Consider the following 18,252-nt stretch of genomic DNA (forward strand, 5'->3'; position numbering starts at 1 on the left):
CATTCGTGTACTATTATTCATTTCATCAACTATCTGATACGACTTTATCTCAAAATATAAATCAATGTATAGATGATTGACGATTCTTAATCATTTCTAATGGAACTTGAACACTCCCATAAGATACGCCACAAGTGAAAATATGTCCTATCATACTCATTATAGCTTCATGTTTTTCTTTTTCAGTTTTGGACTTATTATTCAGTATCGTATCTATCATTTCTTCGCATTGTTTAGATTTCACCATTGCTTCAGCTTGAATCTGTTCAAAAATTTCTTTTTCATTTCCCTCATAATTGTTTAACATTCTTAGAATTTCTGAAACCTTTGCATCCATGTTACTAACTCCTGTCAGTTATTTTAGAATTTAACTAATCTCAGTTTATAACGCCATTCCAAACATCGACATCTTTATCATCTAAAATTGCCTTGATTTTATCTTTCTCAAAAACTACCAGATATTCATAAGGTAAGGCTAAAACTTGAATAATTGAAGGTCTAATTTTTAATAGCTGATATGCGTAAAATGCTTCTAATTCATCTTCTGTTTCTTCGACAGGACCGATATACCAACCAGAATCACCTTTTTCACAATCACTAGCCCTTTGTAAATAAACCTCATCTAGTTGCAACACGTTCTTTGCAGTCACTATTTTATCGCTAAACTTTATCATTTCACCCTCAATATTTAACTGACGTAAACAATGTACTTGTTCTAATTGCACCCATAAAGCAATTGTTAAATCTTCTGTAGTATCCTTAAAAGGATTTTTTGTATAATCTGGGACAATAATACGATACCCATCTTCACATTTGGATAGAATAAAAAGAGACCAGCCAACTTGTATAGAAAATCCATCAACTAATTTGTTATCTTCTACTTTAGTTAGCAAATATAATAATTTTTCTATTTGAGGGCTTAAATGTTCTTCTGCTGTAGCTATTATATTTTTACCACCTATATTTTTAACTATTGTTTTCAATTGACTGCAACCTCTTTTTTATTGATTTTCTCAAAGCTTTTCTAGCCGTTACTTCACGTTCTAACATTTCAAATATTTCTTTCTCGTTTCCCTCATAATTGTCTAACATTCTTAGAATTTCTGAAACCTTTGTGTCCATGTTACTAACTTCTATCAGTTATTTTAGAACTTTCTTTTACATATTTGCCTCTGAATCCCATACCTCTACAAATTCAAAACCTTCTAAATCACTCTCTAAAACTACATTTCTAAATTCGTCAGACACTAAAACAGTAGAGGAGTGTAATCTTTGATTTAAATAGGTTTTAAATATTATCTGCCCCTCAACTATATTAGGTAAAAATGCGTATTTTTCGAAACCTATTATTAATCCTGTACTTAGTTTTTCAAAAACTGCTTTATTGTAGTCAATTGCATCAATTGTATTTAAAACGTTTATTAGGTAATAAACTTCACCTGTAACATCATGGGTTAGCGGAAGGAACTCAACATTATTACAAATTAGAGGTTCTAATACCTCTTTTGCTTTTCTACTAACCATTGGCGTGCCAAGTTCCCCCCAGAACATAGGACAATCACTATGGTTATCTCCTTCTACACATTCAACAAGAATTTCTCCCCATGAATCAGATAGCTTTATTGCCAAATCAATTTTTTCATCAAAATATTTTTTACGGTCTTCTTTCAAATTTAATAGTTGAAAAGATTTATAGTTATCAAATAAACTTTTTAATTGCCAAATTTTCATACCTTTTACTCCTTTATAATTCAATTAGTAAAACAATTAAGATTATTTAGGTTGATTTAGTTTTAAACTACCGTCCAATTACTAGAAGTATAATTAAATTCATATAGATGTTCTAATTTTTCTTGCAGTTTTTTCCTCATGACAGTAAAAAGATTCGCCATAGCGTCCATACCTGGGATTGGCATAGCTTGACTGATGGCTTCCATACTTGCTTTCATTCGGTCAATTTCTCGAATTTGTTCTAATATTTCTTGTTCGATTACATCTGTGGAAGCGACTTGTGATTGAAATTGACTTGGAAAAGCATCATTCTGACGAATTAACTCTTCACACAGATAAATGATTCCTTGTGCTAAAGGACGAAAGGTTTGTACAAAAAATGATTTTGCACTGCTATACGTTTGCCCTTGTAACACAGTATCAATTGCAAAAGCGTCAATCGACTGAATGGCTTGTTCCATACCTTGAATAGTAGCAGTACATACAGCGTTCATGCTTTGAGTTTGGTTTTGTACTTCTCCCAAATACATATTTAAACTCATGCGTTATCCTCCCTTGCTAGTTGTTGCTGTTGATAGGAAAAATCATTTTTCACTCGAACCATAATACCCCTTCTTTTCCTAGTATTTCATAAGGAAATTATACCATGCTTAATTATTGCACCGTTCTAAACACTTGGCTTTTTTTAATAAAAATTTAATATGCCTCCTTTCAAAATATACCCTTCCTTAACTTCTCCTTGGCAGACTCAAGGATTCGCCTCACTTTCTCAGGGTGATTTATACCGTATAAACATCCTAAATCTCTATATGATAAATGTGGGCTTTCTAAATACGTTGTTATTAAATTTGCTTCAGTATTATCACAATACTGTTCTATAATATTGCGAAGATAATTAGCAATCGTTGTTTCACTAATGGTCTTTCCATAATCGGTTCTACGTGTTGGATAATTAATTTGTTCACTAGCTGTATTAGATGCAAATGTGTATTTACCACGTTCCCTTAAATATTTAATATACGTCCGAATATGAAGAGGTTTTACCTTATCAACATCCGTAACTTTTAATTCTCTTTCTAAATATGAAGCAAAAAGTTTTCAACATTCATCTGAAAGTTATTCATACAACAAAAAAACCGCCTAGCTATTGGGATTAAAATTTCAATCCAATAAATAGAAGGTTTTTAAATTAACCGCCAATTACCTATGTACTTTGTTGCCTACATACGTAATTCGTTGGTTATTAAATTTTGTTATGAAATACGCTTAACACCTTGATATTACAGCGTTTACGAAGCCTTATGTTCAAGTCTTAGCTTATCCGCAACCATTGCGATGAACTCAGAATTCGTAGGTTTTGCTTTTGACATGGATACAGTATAACCAAATAAGGACGAAATAGAATCAATATTCCCACGGCTCCAAGCTACTTCAATTGCGTGACGGATTGCGCGCTCGACACGGCTTGCTGTTGTATTATATTTCTTTGCAATATCTGGATATAATACTTTCGTAATAGATCCTAGTAATTCGATATCATTGTACACCATAGAGATTGCTTCTCGTAAGTACATGTACCCTTTAATATGAGCGGGTACACCAATTTCATGAATGATACTTGTAATACTCGCATCTAAGTTTTTCGGTTTTCCATCGATCGTTGTTGCTGATCGGAAAGATGGTAATGGACGTTTAATAGTAGCACTTTCCTTACCACTAACTTGACGAATATGACTTGTTAAATTCTCCATATCAAATGGTTTTAATATGAAATATGATGCCCCTAAATCAACCGCTTTTTTCGTCACATCTTCTTGTCCGAATGCTGTCAACATAATAACGCTAGGTTGTCTTAACCTTTCAATATGTCGCATTTTCTCTAGCACAGCTAGACCATCTAAATGTGGCATAATAATGTCTAAAACGAGTATATCAGGCTGCTTTTCTTTCAATAAGTTTAAACATTCTTGACCATTGTAAGCAATTCCGATAACTTCCATATCATCTTGGGCAGCAACATAACTCTCTAGCATCGATACCAATTCTTTATTATCATCCACAAGACATACTTTAATTTTCTCCACAGTTTTTCCTCCCTTACCGAATCGATTCTTCCGACATGTGTAAGCTTCTAGGCTACATGAATTGTTCGACAATTGTGTGAAAATTCCCTTTAAAGTTTCTTACTTTCCGATAAAATCACAAAAAAATATGTTTATCGTTCATTTTTTTACTTTCGCAACACATTCCATCATAGAATTACAGCGAAACGTTCAACCCTTTGCTTATATCTTACAACAAAAAACAGCTCTTGCGGAGCTTTTACAAAATTTCAACGAATTTTTCAAAAGAAAAGCGAGCTAATATGTATTAGCTCGCTTTTTTCTCTTGATCATAAATATTAATTCCAGCCTCATGTAACATCCATTCAATATGAACACCGTATCCTGACGTTGGATCATTTACAAATACATGTGTAACCGCACCAATTACTTTCCCATTTTGTACAATCGGACTTCCACTCATTCCTTGTACAATACCACCCGTTTTTGCTAGTAAACGTTTATCTGTCACTTTTATAACCATACCTTTTGTAGCCGGGAACTTTTGTGGTACCGTACTAACAACTTCAATATCAAACGCTTCCACCTTATCTTGATCAATAACTGTTAATATTTTCGCTGGCCCTTCTTTTACTTGATGGGATAATGCGATAGGCATTGCTTTATCCATTATGCCGTTTGTCATATCTGTGTTTAATTTCCCAAAAATACCATACGGGCTATTTATTGTAATATTACCAATCACTTCACGATCCGGTGAAAATCTTGCTAATTTTTCTCCCGGGTTCCCGTGACTTCCTCTTTCAATAGACGTTACTGTCGAACGCATAATTTGTCCATCTTCTACTTGAATTGGCTTTTTTGTATCATTATCGGAAATTACATGACCAAGCGCTCCATATTTCATGGAATCTGGATGTACGAATGTCATCGTTCCGATACCAGCTGCTGAATCACGAATATACAGTCCAATTCGGTAAGAGGATTCACCATTGTCTTTTTGTGGTGTTAGCTTAGCACGAATATATTTTCCATCTCTTAATAAAACAAGATTAAGCGGTTCACCTGTTTCTCCACTATTATGAATAAATGGTGCTACATCACTCATTCTTTCAATTGTTTTACCATTGATTTCAGTAATCATATCTCCAATCTGTACACCAGCTGTTTCACCAGGAGATACTTTACCCTTTTCAGTTTGAATTAAATGATGGCCTACAACAAGTACACCTTTTGTGTTCAATTTTACACCAATCGATTGTCCACCTGGAATAACTTTAAAATCTTTTAATACTTTCACATTTACTTTTTTCACTGGAAAACCAGCAAGTTGAAACACCATATCAGCTTCACCATTTTGGTGAGAATTTACCATAAGTTCTTGTTCATTTGAACTTACAGTAAATACATTACGATTTGTAGATGCAGCCTTGAAAACTGGTAATGATGCTATTTCTGATTGTTGTCCTTCAAAAACAACAAGTTGCTTCGGCGATGAAATAAACGTTCGAAGCGGTTTAAAACATCCAATAAAAACTAGAGAAACAAGGAGACAAAGACCTATTATTTTTCGAAATCTTTCTAATTTCAATTTGTTCACTCTCCTCGCTCCTACCCCACATTCAGCCTCTTGGCTTCACTTTTTAATCTCTCCTTGCAGCGCTTTATTTATAACCGGAAGAATTAAGAAATCGTCATTTGAGAAAAAAAAGCTATCCATTACTGGATAGCCTCTGCTGTCTGTTTGAAATGATGCGCTTGCGTAAGTAACTCTTTCGCATGCTCTGTCGTTAAATCTGTAATTTCAACACCAGAAATCATTCGAGCAATTTCTGTTACTTTTTCATCCGTACTTAACACAGTAACCGATGTAATCGTACGATCATTCGCCACTTGTTTTCTAATAAATAAATGAGAGTCCGCCATTGAAGCTACTTGAGGTAAGTGCGTAATACAAAGTACTTGCGAGTTTACTGATACACGATAAATTTTTTCCGCAATAGCCTGTGCAACCCGACCACTCACACCCGTATCCACTTCATCAAAAATAACAGATGCAACACCTTGATGCTTAGAAAAAATGCTTTTTAAAGCTAAAATAATACGAGATAACTCTCCGCCAGAAGCGACCTTTGAAAGTGGCTTTAACGGTTCACCCGGATTCGTTGAAATATAAAATTCCACATGATCGTAGCCATCCGCCGTAAGTTTTACCGGTGTTCCTTCCACGAGAGGTTCTTCTACATTTCCTACCCTCTTCATAATTCTCACTTCAAATTTCGTTTTTTCCATATATAGTTCTTTTAATTCTTGATGAATAGCGCTTGTAAGATGATCTGCAAGCTCATGACGCATAGTACTTAACAACGTTGCTTCTTTTACAATAACACCTTCTAATTTCGTTAACTGCTTTCTCGTCGTTTCAATATGTACGTCTTTATTTTCAATCGTAAAAATTTCTTGTTCAATTTTATCAGCATACGCTAAAATCTCTTCTACAGTATTTCCATACTTTCTCTTTAACATACGGATTTCATTCAAACGTGTTTCAATTTCATCTAGACGTTTCGGATCATATTCCATCATATCTAATTTTTCTCTAAGCTGGTATGCAACTTCTTCTAATAAGTAATAACTATTTGCAATAGAATCATGATTTTCTTGATACGCTTCATCTAAGTGCGTAATACTCTCCATTTGTCCCATTGCATTTCTTACGTGATCCAATCCCTGTCCGTCTCCACTTAACGAACGATACGCATCTCCTAATGCTTTATAAATCTTTTCAAAATTGGAGATTTTTAATCGTTCCTCAGTCAATTCATATTCTTCATCCATTTTTAAATCCGCCTTACGAATTTCTTCATGTTGGAATTGAATTAAATCTAGACGATGGGCCATTTGTTGTTCATTTTCACTTAAAGATTTCAGCTGTTTTTTTAACTTCTCATAGTCTGTATATACATTTTGATATATGCCCAATTGTTTAACAATGCGATTTCCATCAAAATGATCAAGCATAAACATATGACGCTCTTCATTCATTAAATCTTGTGTTTCATGCTGTCCATGAATATCAACTAGCGTTTTTCCAATCTCTTTTAATATGCTGAGTGTAACAAGTTTCCCATTTACACGACAGACACTTTTTCCGTTCGCAGCGATGTCACGCTTCAAAATAATCATGCCATCTTCTATTTCTATATCTAACTCTTCTGCCTTTGCGATACATGGATGTTTGTCATCTTCTACATAGAATAAGCCTTCTATCTCAGCCTTTTCTGTTCCATATCGAACAAATTCTGCTGAACCACGGCCACCAACAAGCAAACTAATTGCATCAATAATAATGGATTTTCCAGCTCCTGTTTCACCACTTAAAACGGTTAAACCTTTTTGAAAAGAAATATTTAATGCCTCAATAATAGCAAAGTTTCTGATCGATAATTCCGATAACAATGCCCCATTCACCTCGTTATAAACTAATCCCCTATTAAGGGCTTTTCTCAGTATTCTTCATTCAAATAGTTATACTATATGTTTGTATGTATAAATTACTCTTCTAACCCGCTCCATTGTACCAAACATTCGTTTTACGGGTCAATCCACCTATTTTCTAACTTCATTCAAAAAAAATAATGTATTGTATTTGAAAATCCGTATTTTTCGCCAATAAAAATATCTTGTTTACTTTCCACTTTACAGAGGAAAGTAAACAAGATTTTTCTGTTAAAGCATATTTAAGAAACGATCAGAGACAACACCTGTATCTTCAGGTGTACGGCAAATAATTAAGCAAGTATCATCACCACAAATGGTTCCGACAATCTCATCCCACTCTAAATGATCAATGAGTGCCCCAAGTGAATGAGCGTTACCAGGCAATGTTTTTAGCACAAGCATATGTCCTGCCGTGTCTAATTTTACAAATGAATCCACTAGATTTCGTTTTAATTTTTGCAACGGATTAAATCGTTGATCTGCTGGCAAGCTATATTTATAGCGGCCATCATGTAATGGCACCTTCACTAAGTGCAGTTCTTTAATATCGCGCGATACTGTTGCTTGCGTTACATTAAACCCCACATTACGTAAAATATCAACTAGTTCATCTTGTGTTTCAATTTCTTTGTTAGCAATAATTTCCCTGATTTTAATATGGCGCTGACCTTTATTCATACATTTGCACCTCACACTATCTCTTACCATAGTTTAAACATTGGTATACTTCATTTATTTATGTTACCGTATAATCCATTACTTGTACACAATTGTTTTTACAATCATTATACGATTACAACAAAAAGAGGAACAACATATGTTATTCCCCTTTCCCTTTTTGTTTTAGAACATCATGTGCTTCTGTAACAACTTGCTCAATAGAAACCGGAGAATGATTTTCGCCATTCTCACGCTCACCGTGCCACTTTAGATGAATTAAAAATTCAATATTTCCATCCCCGCCTGTAATTGGTGAGAATGTTAAACCTTCGATATTATAGCCTTCCTTAAGAGCAAAATCGACAATCATTTCCACGACAGCTTCATGTACTTTTCTATCACGAACAATGCCTTTTTTCCCGACTTGTTCTCGTCCAGCTTCAAACTGAGGTTTAATCAATGCAGCTATATCACCATTTGGCATAAGCATTGTTTTTAAAACCGGCAATATAAGCCTTAATGATATAAATGAAACATCAATACTTGCAAACTGCGGTAAACCACGCTCTAAATCTGCCGGTGTCACGTAACGGAAGTTCGTTCGTTCCATCACAACAACACGCTCATCTTGACGCAATTTCCACGCAAGTTGATTATATCCTACATCTAATGCGTAGGATAACTTCGCCCCATTTTGAAGCGCACAGTCTGTAAAACCACCAGTTGATGAACCAATATCTATCATAACCTTATCTTGTAAATCAAGTTGAAATGTTTCTAATGCCTTTTCAAGCTTATAACCACCACGGCTTACATACGGCATGACTTGCCCTTTCACCGTAATCTCCGTATCTTGTGAGATTTTCTCCCCTGGCTTATCGAGTCTCATTTCATTCGCATATACAAGACCTGCCATAACAGCACGTTTAGCCTTCTCACGCGTTTCTATAAGCCCTCGCTCTACTAATAGTACATCTACTCTTTCTTTTTTTACGCTCATTTGTTACGCCCTTTTTTGTTTTGATGGAATCATTGTATGAATACGGTCTACAACAGCATCTGTTGTTAAACCAATTTCTTCTAACAGTTTTGTTACACTACCATGCTCTATGAAGCGATCAGGAATACCCATTCGTTCAATTAAAGCACTATGGTATCCGTTCTCAGAAGCAAATTCAACTACTCCCGTTCCAAAGCCACCGATTAAACAAGCCTCTTCAATCGTTAAAATCGGTATATTTTTCCCTAAAAGCTCATGTAAATATGCTTCGTCCATCGGCTTAATAAAGCGAGCATTCACTACTTTCACTGATATTCCAGCTTGTTCAAGACGCTCAGCTGCTTCCATTGCCATCGGGATTGTCGTACCAAACGTTAAAATTGCTGCTTGTGTGCCTTCTTTTAACGTTTCCCATGTACCGATTGGAATCGCCTTTAATTCTTCATCCATTTGAACGCCAAGTCCATTTCCGCGTGCATAACGTAAAGCAATCGGCCCATCTTCGTATTGCATCGCTGTATATACTAAATGTTGACCTTCATTTTCATCTTTCGGCATCATAAGCACCATATTCGGCAAGTGACGTAAAAACGCGATGTCAAATACACCTTGATGCGTTTCACCGTCTGCTCCTACTAATCCAGAGCGATCTATTCCAATAAAAACGTTTAAATTCTGGCGACAAATATCATGAACAACTTGGTCATATGCTCTTTGTAAAAATGTTGAATAAATTGCTAAGAACGGCTTCATCCCTTGTGTTGCCATACCAGCTGCCATTGTTGTAGCATGCTGCTCTGCAATACCTACATCAATCATGCGATCCGGAAATTCTTTTTGGAATTTCTCAAGTTTCGATCCAACAGGCATTGCAGGCGTAATTGCAACGATACGTTCATCCGTTCTCGCTAGCTTAAGCACTGTTTCACTAACAACAGCACTCCATGCTGGTGCAACTTCTTTCGGTTTAACGAAGTCACCTGACTCAATTTTATACGATCCTGTTCCATGCCAAGTTCCAATAACGTCACTTTCAGCTGGTTTATAACCTTTTCCTTTTTTCGTAATAACATGAACAAGTACTGGGCCTTTTGTTTTCTTTGCATATTGCAACGTTTCGAATAACTTTTCATAATCATGCCCATCGACCGGACCTAAATATGTAAAGCCTAATTCTTCAAAAAAGACGCCTGATACTAGTAAATATTTTAGACTATCTTTTATTTTCTCTGCTGTCGCAGCAACTTTCCCGCCGACTGCTGGGATTTTCTTCAATATATACTCTAGTTCATCTTTTACCCAATGGTACTTCCCTGCGGTACGTAAACGACCAAGTACATTATGAAGTGCACCGACGTTTGGTGCAATTGACATTTCATTGTCATTCAAAATAACAATCATGTCCGTTTTTTCATGCCCAATGTGGTTCAATGCCTCTAAAGCCATTCCGCCTGTTAATGCACCATCGCCAATGATTGGTATAACGTATTCTTCCGTTTTCTTTAAATCACGTGCTAGAGCCATTCCCATTGCAGCAGATAACGACGTTGAACTATGACCAGTTTCCCAAACATCATGCTCACTCTCACAGCGTTTTGGAAAACCACATAGACCTTGGTATTGCCTTAATGTGCCGAATTCTTTCGCACGCCCTGTTAAAATTTTATGTACATAGGATTGATGTCCTACGTCCCATAAAAACTTATCTTTCGGACTATCAAATAATTTATGCAGAGCAATTGTGAGTTCTACTACACCTAAATTAGGTGCAATATGTCCACCTGTTTGAGAGAGCTCTTCAATTAAAAACTTACGAATATCCTCACTCAACCCCTCTAGTTCACTGATAGACATATCTTTCAAAAAACTAGGGTTTTGAATTTGCGTTAGATCCACATGGATCACTCACTTTCATTTCATAATCTGTCAACATGTCAAATATTATAAGAAACATTTACACAACACAAGAAATTATCTTTTCTATTCTTTTTATCTTGTCCTGCTTTCAGAAAACACTTCCATTTTTTCACTTATCATATTATACATCATATTTCTTTACGTGATGAAAAAAATAGCCGCTAACACGAAGTGATAACGGCAATGTAATCTACATATATTTTTGCCAATAACAAGAAAAGAAAAACCTTTTCCTACATTTATATCATAAAATGATGAATGACTCAACAAATGGAAACGCTGTTATATTAGTTATTACGTTTTGCGATTAAATCACAAATAGATAGTAAATATTCATCTTGTAATTGTAAGGAGCTAATAGAATCTTTTGCTTTTGCAATTTTCTCCTCTAAAATAGATTTTGCTCTATCTACAGTAAATAACGTCGTATATGTGCTCTTCTCGTTGGAAGCATCACTACCAATCGGTTTTCCAATCTCTTCTTCTGTTCCTTCTACATCCAAAATATCATCTCTAATTTGGAAAGCTAGACCGATATATTTCGCAAATGCAAGTAACTTCTCTTCTTGCTCTTCTGTAGCATCAGAAAGTATCGCGCCTGCAAGTACAGCAAACTCAAGCAGTTTACCTGTCTTATGATTATGAATGTACTCTAATTCATTAATTGTAAGTCGTTTTCCTTCAGCTTCCATATCTGCCACTTGTCCAGCAACCATTCCTTCAGGTCCTGCTGCTTTCGCAAGCTCAAGTACAAGTCTTACTTTTTTTTCAGCAGAGATTTCTTTTTGCTCATATGCCATAATAACTTGAAAAGCATATGTCAACAAACCATCTCCCGCTAAAACTGCCATTGCTTCACCAAATACTTTATGATTTGTAGGCTTTCCTCGTCTTAGATCATCATCATCCATACAAGGTAAATCATCATGAATTAACGAATATGTATGAATCATTTCAAGGGCACAAGCTGCACCCACTCCAAGATTTCTTTCTTTCCCAAACGCTTGTAACGTTGCAAATAAAAGTAACGGGCGGAGACGTTTCCCACCCGCTTCCAAAGAATATGCCATCGCTTCACGAAGCACATTTGGACATTGTAATTCATTTGCATAGCTTACAAGCTTTTCTTCTACGAAAGTTTTACTCTCTTTCAAAAAAGCATCAAAAGCTATATGTGTCACTATGCTTCATCTCCTAAAGCAGTAAACGGTTTAAGCTCTCCATCTTCCCCAAGGATAACTGCCATTTGTTCTTGTACATCTTTCAATTTCTCATCACAAAGCTTAGATAATTCCATGCCTTCCTTAAAATAAGAAATTGCTTCCTCTAAAGGTACATCACCTTGTTCAAGCTTAGAAACGAGATGCTCAAGCTGCGAAATTGCTTCTTCAAAGCTTAACTTATTTTCCATTATTCAATTCACGCTCCTCTATGCTTGATACACTACAATCTAGTATTCCATCTTGTAATTGAACCGAAACAGCATCTCCAAGGCTAACATCTTTCACGCTTTTTAATACTTGTTTCTCTTCATCGTATACAAGCCCATACCCTCTCATCATTACTTTAAGCGGGCTTAATACCTCAAGCTTTTGAGCCGCTCTCACAAATACGAACTCCTTCGTTTGAAGTAATGTTTGCATTTCACGTTGCAACTGCTTTTGCAACGTTTCAATTGCCGTTTTCGTTTGTATAATTTTTTGAGATGGGTGGTGCTTTTCTAAATAAAATGAAAGTTGCTTTAATTGATTTACTTTTTTATCTATATAACGCTCTTTCGCTAAAACAAGTTGTTCAAGAGCCCTGTCTAACTGCTCTTCTTTTTGCTCGTACACTTGCCTTGGATAACGGAACGCATAAGATTTTTGTAACACTTGCAGTTTTTCTTCTTTTTTATGTACTCTCTCTCTCATTGCTCTTTGCAATCTCAGAGTTCTTTGTAATACCTTTTCTTGTAACTCTATAGTATTAGGTACCGCCAACTCAGCTGCTGCAGTCGGTGTTGGTGCACGTAAATCCGCGACAAAATCTGCGATTGTAAAATCTGTTTCATGGCCAACAGCCGAAATAATCGGAATCTCACTTGTGAAAATTTCTCTTGCAACTACTTCCTCATTAAAGGCCCATAATTCTTCAATAGAGCCTCCACCACGCCCAACAATTAAAACATCAATATCTCCCATTTCATTCGCTGTACGAATTGCTTGTACAATCGAGGGAGCTGCTGACTCCCCTTGTACAAGTACAGGAAACACAATAACATTTCCAATTGGATAACGACGTTTAATTGTTGTTATAATATCGCGAATTGCTGCTCCTGTTGGCGACGTGATTACACCTATTGTTTTAGCATACGGAGGAATTATTTTTTTATAAACTTGAGAAAACAAGCCCTCTTCCTCTAAACGAACTTTTAATTGCTCATAAGCTAAATGCAAGTTTCCAATTCCGTCAGGCTGCATGTCTTGAATATAAATTTGATAAGAACCACTCGCCTCATAAACAGAAATCTTTCCTTTTACAAGTACTTTCATTCCATTTTCCGGTCTGAATTTAATGTTACGATTATGACCCGCAAACATAACCGCTGCAATTCTTGCATTTTCATCTTTCAATGTAAAATACATATGACCACGACTATGATATTTAAAGTTGGAAATTTCTCCTTTTAACCAAACAGACTGTAAATGCGGATCATACTCTATTTTTGTTTTAATATAGCGTGTTAATGCTGTAACGGTTAAATATTGTTTCTCCATTTCTCTCTCCTCATAGCCGATTCAAATTATTGACAAACAACACCTGCACGCTTTGCAGACTCCACAGTGTTGTGAAGAAGCATTGTAATAGTCATTGGGCCGACTCCTTTTGGCACAGGCGTAATGTAACCTGCAACGTCTAATACATTGTCAAAATCAACATCACCACAAAGTTTGCCTGTTTCTAAACGGTTAACACCAACATCAATTACAACCGCACCCTCTTTAATATAGTCAGCTGTTACCATTTTCGGTCGTCCAACGGCTACGATTAAAATATCAGCTAACTTCGATAATTCTTTTATATTTTGCGTCTTAGAATGACAATATGTGACAGTTGCATTTTCATTTAAAAACAGTTGCCCCACTGGTTTACCAACAATATTACTTCTTCCAATTACAACAACATGCTTTCCAGAAATATCAAGATTCGTTTCTTTTACTAATTCTAAAATGCCATGCGGTGTACATGGAAGGAATGTGTCTTGTCCCGTCATCATACGTCCTACGCTGATTGGGTGAAATCCATCTACATCCTTTTCCGGTGAAATTCTTTCAATGATAGCTTTTTCTTCAATATGTTTTGGTAAAGGTAATTGTACCAATATGCCATTAATGCGGTCGTCTCCATTTAAGCGATCGATTTCAGCAAGCAAACGCTCCTCAGTAATCGTTTCAGGAAGTTCTATTAGCTCTGAATAGATTCCTACTTGCTCACAGCCTTTTTCTTTTCCTTTTACATAAGAACGAGATGCTGGATCTTCTCCAACTAAAATAACTGCTAATCCTGGTACAATCCCTTGCTCTTTTAACTTCACAACTTTTTCTTTTAATTGTGCTCGTTTTTTCTCCGCAACTTCATTTCCTTTGATGATTACTGCTACCATTTTAAGTTTCCCCCTTAAAGAAATTACAGTGTATCTTTTATATTAGATAAAACGCCGTTAATAAAACGACGAGATTCCTCATCCCCAAATGTTTTTGCGATTTCAATTGCTTCGTTAATTGTTACATTGTGCGGAATTTCTTCCATGTATTTCATCTCACACACAGCTACACGTAAAATACTGCGATCAACAATACTAATACGCTCAAGCTTCCACTTTTTTAAATTTTGACGAATTGCTGCGTCAATCTCTTCTTTGTTGTCTACAAATCCTACAACAAGTGATTCTAGAAACTCATTTGTTTCTTCGCCTTCATCTAGCGTATTTTCCACCGCTACTTTCGGTTCTAATTCACCTGTAATATCCATTTGGTATAATGCTTGCATTGCTCTTTCTCTAGCCGTCCTACGTTTCATTGTAACTCTCCTTTATACTTCAAGTCTTTCCTTATGTTTTGTTATATTATTATAATTTATAAGCCGTCAATTCACTTACTCTTGCAGTTTTCATTGATTTTCCAACCTTATAATACAATGATAATAACACAATTTATCGTTTCACACACGGGGTACAAGGCTGAAAAATAATAAAAAGATTAACTTCAAGTTCCATATCTTATCACAATGTACGTTTTTTGGAAAAATGAAACATACCGTTTTATTTTTCTTTTTTTTGAAATAGTATAATAATTAGAGGGTTTTAATTTGTGAAGAAATGAAACGATAAAAAAGATGCCTATTTTACTAGGCACCTTTTTCCACTCTTACACTGGTTCGATTTCTGTTTTTTGTGTTTCGAATGTTACGCCAACGATGTGAACGTTCACTTCTTTTGGCTCAAGTCCTGTCATTGTAAAGAGTGCTTGGCGAATATTGTCTTGAATTTTTTGTGCAACAACCGGAATCGCTACACCAAAATACATCACAACATAAAGGTCAACAATAATATCTTCGTTTGCTAATTCAACCTTTACACCTTTACCATGATTTTTCTTACCTAACTTCTCAACAACATCTGTAGCAAAATTACCACGCATTGCCGCTACACCTTCTACTTCAGCAGCTGCAATACCTGCAATTACTTCGATTACTTCTGGTGCAATTTCTACTTTTCCAAGAGTTGTATCTTGACCCATATCTAACATATGTTCAGCCATGAAAAAAACCTCCTTTAATGTATCACTGCGTCACAAGTTCATGCTCTTCCAAAAATTTCGTGTTAAACTCACCTTTTACAAAATCAGGATGCTCTAGCAATTGCAAATGGAACGGGATTGTTGTATGTACGCCTTCAATGACAAACTCACTGAGCGCTCGCTTCATTTTTGCAATTGCCTCTTCACGTGTTTTTCCGTGAACAATTAATTTAGCAACCATCGAATCATAGAAAGGTGGTATTGAATATCCCGGATATACAGCTGAATCGACGCGAATACCAAATCCGCCTGGTGGTAAGTACATTTCTACTTTACCTGGAGATGGCATAAATTTTTTGGCAGGGTTTTCCGCATTAATTCGACATTCCATTGCCCAACCATTAAATTGTACTTCTTCTTGCTGTAACGATAACTTTTCTCCAGAAGCAACAAGAATTTGTTCTTTAATTAAATCCATCCCTGTTACCATTTCAGTAACTGGATGTTCAACTTGGATTCTCGTATTCATCTCCATGAAATAAAAGCTTTTCGTTTTATATTCATAAATAAACTCAACCGTACCAGCACCTGTATAATCAACCGCTACCGCCGCTTTAACTGCTGCCTCACCCATTTGCTTGCGAATATTCTCATCAAGTGCAGGTGATGGACTTTCTTCTAATAGTTTTTGCAGACGGCGCTGAATTGTACAATCACGCTCTCCTAAATGAATGGCATTTCCATGTGTATCTGCCATTATTTGAATCTCAACATGGCGGAAATCTTCAACGTACTTCTCCAAGTATACACCAGGGTTCCCAAAAGCGGTACTGGCTTCTTGCTGTGTAATTTGAATTCCTTTTACAAGCTCTTCTTCATGGCGCGCAACACGAATACCTTTTCCGCCGCCACCTGCAGTCGCTTTAATGATAACTGGATATCCAAGTTGATTAGCAAGCTCGATCGCTTCTTCGGTATTTTTAATAATCCCTTGTGAACCTGGTACAATCGGAACCCCTGCTTCTTTCATTGTATCACGTGCAACGTCTTTTGTGCCCATCTTTGAAATGGCTTCTGGGCTTGGACCGATAAAAATCAAGTTACACTCACGGCATAATTCTGCAAAATCTGCATTCTCTGCTAAAAATCCATATCCCGGATGAATTGCATCACAACCTGTTAATTTCGCAACACTAATAATGTTCGTCAAATTTAAATAGCTTTCTTTTGAAATCGTTGGTCCAACACAATACGCTTCATCTGCAATTTGCACATGAAGTGACTCTTTGTCTGCTTCTGAATAAATTGCAACTGTTTCAATATCCATTTCTTTACAAGCACGAATAATTCGTACAGCAATTTCCCCACGATTGGCTATTAATACTTTTTTTATCATCACAAAGACTCCCTTATTACGCTTTTACAAGAAATAGCGGTTGTCCATACTCAACAAGCTGTCCATTATTAACAAGAATTTCAACAATTTCGCCCTCTACATCTGCGTCAATTTCGTTAAATAATTTCATAGCCTCAACAATACATACGATAGAATCTTTCGATACTCTGTCCCCAACACTTACATATTGAGGTGTATCAGGCGAAGAAGAGGAATAAAATGTCCCTACCATCGGTGATGTGATTTTATGTAGGTTTTCATTTTGAACAGCTGTCTTCTCTTCTTGTTTTGGCGCTTCTACTTGCGCTGCCGCTACTGCTGTTTCTACTTCTACAGATGCTGCTGGCTGTACTACCTGTTTCGTTACCGGTGCTTGCACAGTAACTACTTCATTACCACGTTTTTTCATTTTGATTGTTGTACCGTCTTTTTTGTATTCAAATTCATCAATATTAGAGCTATCAATTAATTTAATTAATTCACGAACTTCTTGAATTTTAAACATGTAAAATCCACTCCCATACTCTTGTTTGTCCCGTTTTTACAGATTGGCATCAAACTGATTTACTGTAAAAATACGATGCATTCTATTAGAAAATTTATTCCTATGACATTTACTAATAGAAATATTTACTATTCCCATCTTACGCTAAATTTTTTAAACATTCCAATTTATATTTCTTTATTATAAATCGAAATTCCTGTAAAAATATTATTCCACTAAAAAATTATTACCTAGTAATAATACCAAGTTTCACACGAAATTGGCAAGACCACTTCCTAAAAAACATTCTTTACTTTTTCAAAACTGCAAAGTGTAAAAACGTAATTCCCTCAGCATTCTTCATTTTATCTACGGTAAAAAAACATATTTTTACCAAATATTATTTTTTTGTTTACGCGCCGTTCATTCTTCCTTCATAAAAGAATAGTATGTTCAAAGTGTAGCAAATTTATTGTAGTGAGGTGCGGACATATGATATGGCTCATCCTGTTCTTGCCTGCCGTAGTGATTTGGACATTGGTCCTCTTCATTCACGTCAAATCTGGAAAAACTAATCACCATCATCACGAACCATTAATCTTTTACTCACAGCGTATTTCCCCGTTTCCAATTGAAAATACTAAATACAACTGCAAAGATGAAATAGAAAAAAGCTATCGAAAACGATAGCTTTTTTCTATTATTCTTTTATCTAATTT

General features: G+C 35.7%; 19 protein-coding genes and 1 pseudogene. 1 reads left to right on the forward strand and 19 read right to left on the reverse strand.

The features are described 5' to 3' along the window. Positions 1 to 61: 61 nt before the first annotated feature. The 19 genes and pseudogenes from JFT95_RS18480 to accB all read right to left on the reverse strand — a co-directional run bounded on the left by JFT95_RS18480 (position 62) and on the right by accB (position 17,554). Positions 62 to 337 (reverse strand): hypothetical protein, encoded by a 276-nt coding sequence (locus JFT95_RS18480; RefSeq protein ID WP_002129035.1) that lies wholly within the window; start codon positions 335 to 337, stop codon positions 62 to 64. A gap of 40 nt (positions 338 to 377) precedes the next feature. Further along, positions 378 to 983: an immunity protein Imm33 domain-containing protein gene (locus JFT95_RS18485; RefSeq protein ID WP_002167693.1), complete on the reverse strand. Its 606-nt coding sequence runs from the start codon at positions 981 to 983 to the stop codon at positions 378 to 380. Beyond that, the gene (locus tag JFT95_RS18490; RefSeq protein WP_002129038.1) at positions 967 to 1,122 is read right to left on the reverse strand and encodes a hypothetical protein; all 156 of its coding nucleotides are present in this window, start codon (positions 1,120 to 1,122) and stop codon (positions 967 to 969) included. Before JFT95_RS18490 ends, JFT95_RS18485 begins: the two co-directional genes overlap by 17 nt. A 36-nt stretch (positions 1,123 to 1,158) precedes the next feature. Further along, positions 1,159 to 1,731 (reverse strand): imm11 family protein, encoded by a 573-nt coding sequence (locus tag JFT95_RS18495; RefSeq protein ID WP_002138281.1) that lies wholly within the window; start codon positions 1,729 to 1,731, stop codon positions 1,159 to 1,161. A gap of 77 nt (positions 1,732 to 1,808) precedes the next feature. Next, positions 1,809 to 2,273, reverse strand: a pseudogene (locus JFT95_RS18500) (ribonuclease); the annotation flags it as partial. Positions 2,274 to 3,020: 747 nt separating this feature from the next. Beyond that, positions 3,021 to 3,815 carry a sporulation transcription factor Spo0A gene (spo0A, locus tag JFT95_RS18505; RefSeq protein WP_002015081.1) on the reverse strand — a complete coding sequence of 265 codons (795 nt, stop codon included), beginning with the start codon at positions 3,813 to 3,815 and terminating at the stop codon, positions 3,021 to 3,023. Between the two features lie 286 nt (positions 3,816 to 4,101). Next, positions 4,102 to 5,394 carry a SpoIVB peptidase gene (gene spoIVB / locus JFT95_RS18510; RefSeq protein ID WP_002015079.1) on the reverse strand — a complete coding sequence of 431 codons (1,293 nt, stop codon included), beginning with the start codon at positions 5,392 to 5,394 and terminating at the stop codon, positions 4,102 to 4,104. 119 nt (positions 5,395 to 5,513) lie between these two features. Continuing rightward, positions 5,514 to 7,253: a DNA repair protein RecN gene (gene recN, locus JFT95_RS18515; protein WP_002088564.1), complete on the reverse strand. Its 1,740-nt coding sequence runs from the start codon at positions 7,251 to 7,253 to the stop codon at positions 5,514 to 5,516. Positions 7,254 to 7,523: 270 nt separating this feature from the next. Then, positions 7,524 to 7,973: an arginine repressor ArgR gene (gene argR / locus JFT95_RS18520; RefSeq protein WP_002015076.1), complete on the reverse strand. Its 450-nt coding sequence runs from the start codon at positions 7,971 to 7,973 to the stop codon at positions 7,524 to 7,526. A gap of 142 nt (positions 7,974 to 8,115) precedes the next feature. Then, positions 8,116 to 8,955, reverse strand: coding sequence for a TlyA family RNA methyltransferase (locus JFT95_RS18525; RefSeq protein ID WP_201052947.1), 840 nt, complete (start codon positions 8,953 to 8,955; stop codon positions 8,116 to 8,118). A 3-nt stretch (positions 8,956 to 8,958) separates the two neighbouring features. Beyond that, a complete protein-coding gene (gene dxs / locus JFT95_RS18530; RefSeq protein WP_002129043.1) occupies positions 8,959 to 10,851 on the reverse strand; it encodes a 1-deoxy-D-xylulose-5-phosphate synthase in 1,893 nt (630 codons plus the stop codon). A 308-nt stretch (positions 10,852 to 11,159) separates the two neighbouring features. Then, positions 11,160 to 12,053 carry a (2E,6E)-farnesyl diphosphate synthase gene (gene ispA, locus JFT95_RS18535; RefSeq protein ID WP_002015072.1) on the reverse strand — a complete coding sequence of 298 codons (894 nt, stop codon included), beginning with the start codon at positions 12,051 to 12,053 and terminating at the stop codon, positions 11,160 to 11,162. Beyond that, positions 12,053 to 12,283, reverse strand: coding sequence for an exodeoxyribonuclease VII small subunit (xseB, locus tag JFT95_RS18540; protein WP_000428422.1), 231 nt, complete (start codon positions 12,281 to 12,283; stop codon positions 12,053 to 12,055). Before xseB ends, ispA begins: the two co-directional genes overlap by 1 nt. Beyond that, a complete protein-coding gene (xseA, locus tag JFT95_RS18545; protein WP_002015068.1) occupies positions 12,273 to 13,631 on the reverse strand; it encodes an exodeoxyribonuclease VII large subunit in 1,359 nt (452 codons plus the stop codon). Before xseA ends, xseB begins: the two co-directional genes overlap by 11 nt. A 26-nt stretch (positions 13,632 to 13,657) precedes the next feature. Continuing rightward, positions 13,658 to 14,518 carry a bifunctional methylenetetrahydrofolate dehydrogenase/methenyltetrahydrofolate cyclohydrolase FolD gene (gene folD, locus JFT95_RS18550; RefSeq protein WP_002067081.1) on the reverse strand — a complete coding sequence of 287 codons (861 nt, stop codon included), beginning with the start codon at positions 14,516 to 14,518 and terminating at the stop codon, positions 13,658 to 13,660. 23 nt (positions 14,519 to 14,541) lie between these two features. Beyond that, on the reverse strand, positions 14,542 to 14,934 hold the full coding sequence (nusB, locus tag JFT95_RS18555) for a N utilization substance protein NusB (RefSeq protein WP_002067080.1): 393 nt from the start codon (positions 14,932 to 14,934) through the stop codon (positions 14,542 to 14,544). Between the two features lie 347 nt (positions 14,935 to 15,281). Beyond that, positions 15,282 to 15,674, reverse strand: a complete 393-nt coding sequence (locus JFT95_RS18560; RefSeq protein ID WP_000807630.1) for an Asp23/Gls24 family envelope stress response protein — start codon at positions 15,672 to 15,674, stop codon at positions 15,282 to 15,284. A gap of 22 nt (positions 15,675 to 15,696) precedes the next feature. Then, positions 15,697 to 17,049: an acetyl-CoA carboxylase biotin carboxylase subunit gene (accC, locus tag JFT95_RS18565; protein ID WP_002015065.1), complete on the reverse strand. Its 1,353-nt coding sequence runs from the start codon at positions 17,047 to 17,049 to the stop codon at positions 15,697 to 15,699. Between the two features lie 16 nt (positions 17,050 to 17,065). Further along, positions 17,066 to 17,554, reverse strand: coding sequence for an acetyl-CoA carboxylase biotin carboxyl carrier protein (accB, locus tag JFT95_RS18570; protein WP_002129047.1), 489 nt, complete (start codon positions 17,552 to 17,554; stop codon positions 17,066 to 17,068). 471 nt (positions 17,555 to 18,025) lie between these two features. Here accB and JFT95_RS18575 point away from each other — a divergent pair, with 471 nt between their 5' ends. Beyond that, positions 18,026 to 18,223, forward strand: a complete 198-nt coding sequence (locus tag JFT95_RS18575) for a hypothetical protein (RefSeq protein WP_012261697.1) — start codon at positions 18,026 to 18,028, stop codon at positions 18,221 to 18,223. Positions 18,224 to 18,252: the final 29 nt, after the last annotated feature.

The sequence above is a fragment of the Bacillus sp. TH17 genome (genome assembly GCF_016651125.1).
Taxonomy (GTDB): Bacteria; Bacillota; Bacilli; order Bacillales; family Bacillaceae_G; genus Bacillus_A; species Bacillus_A mycoides.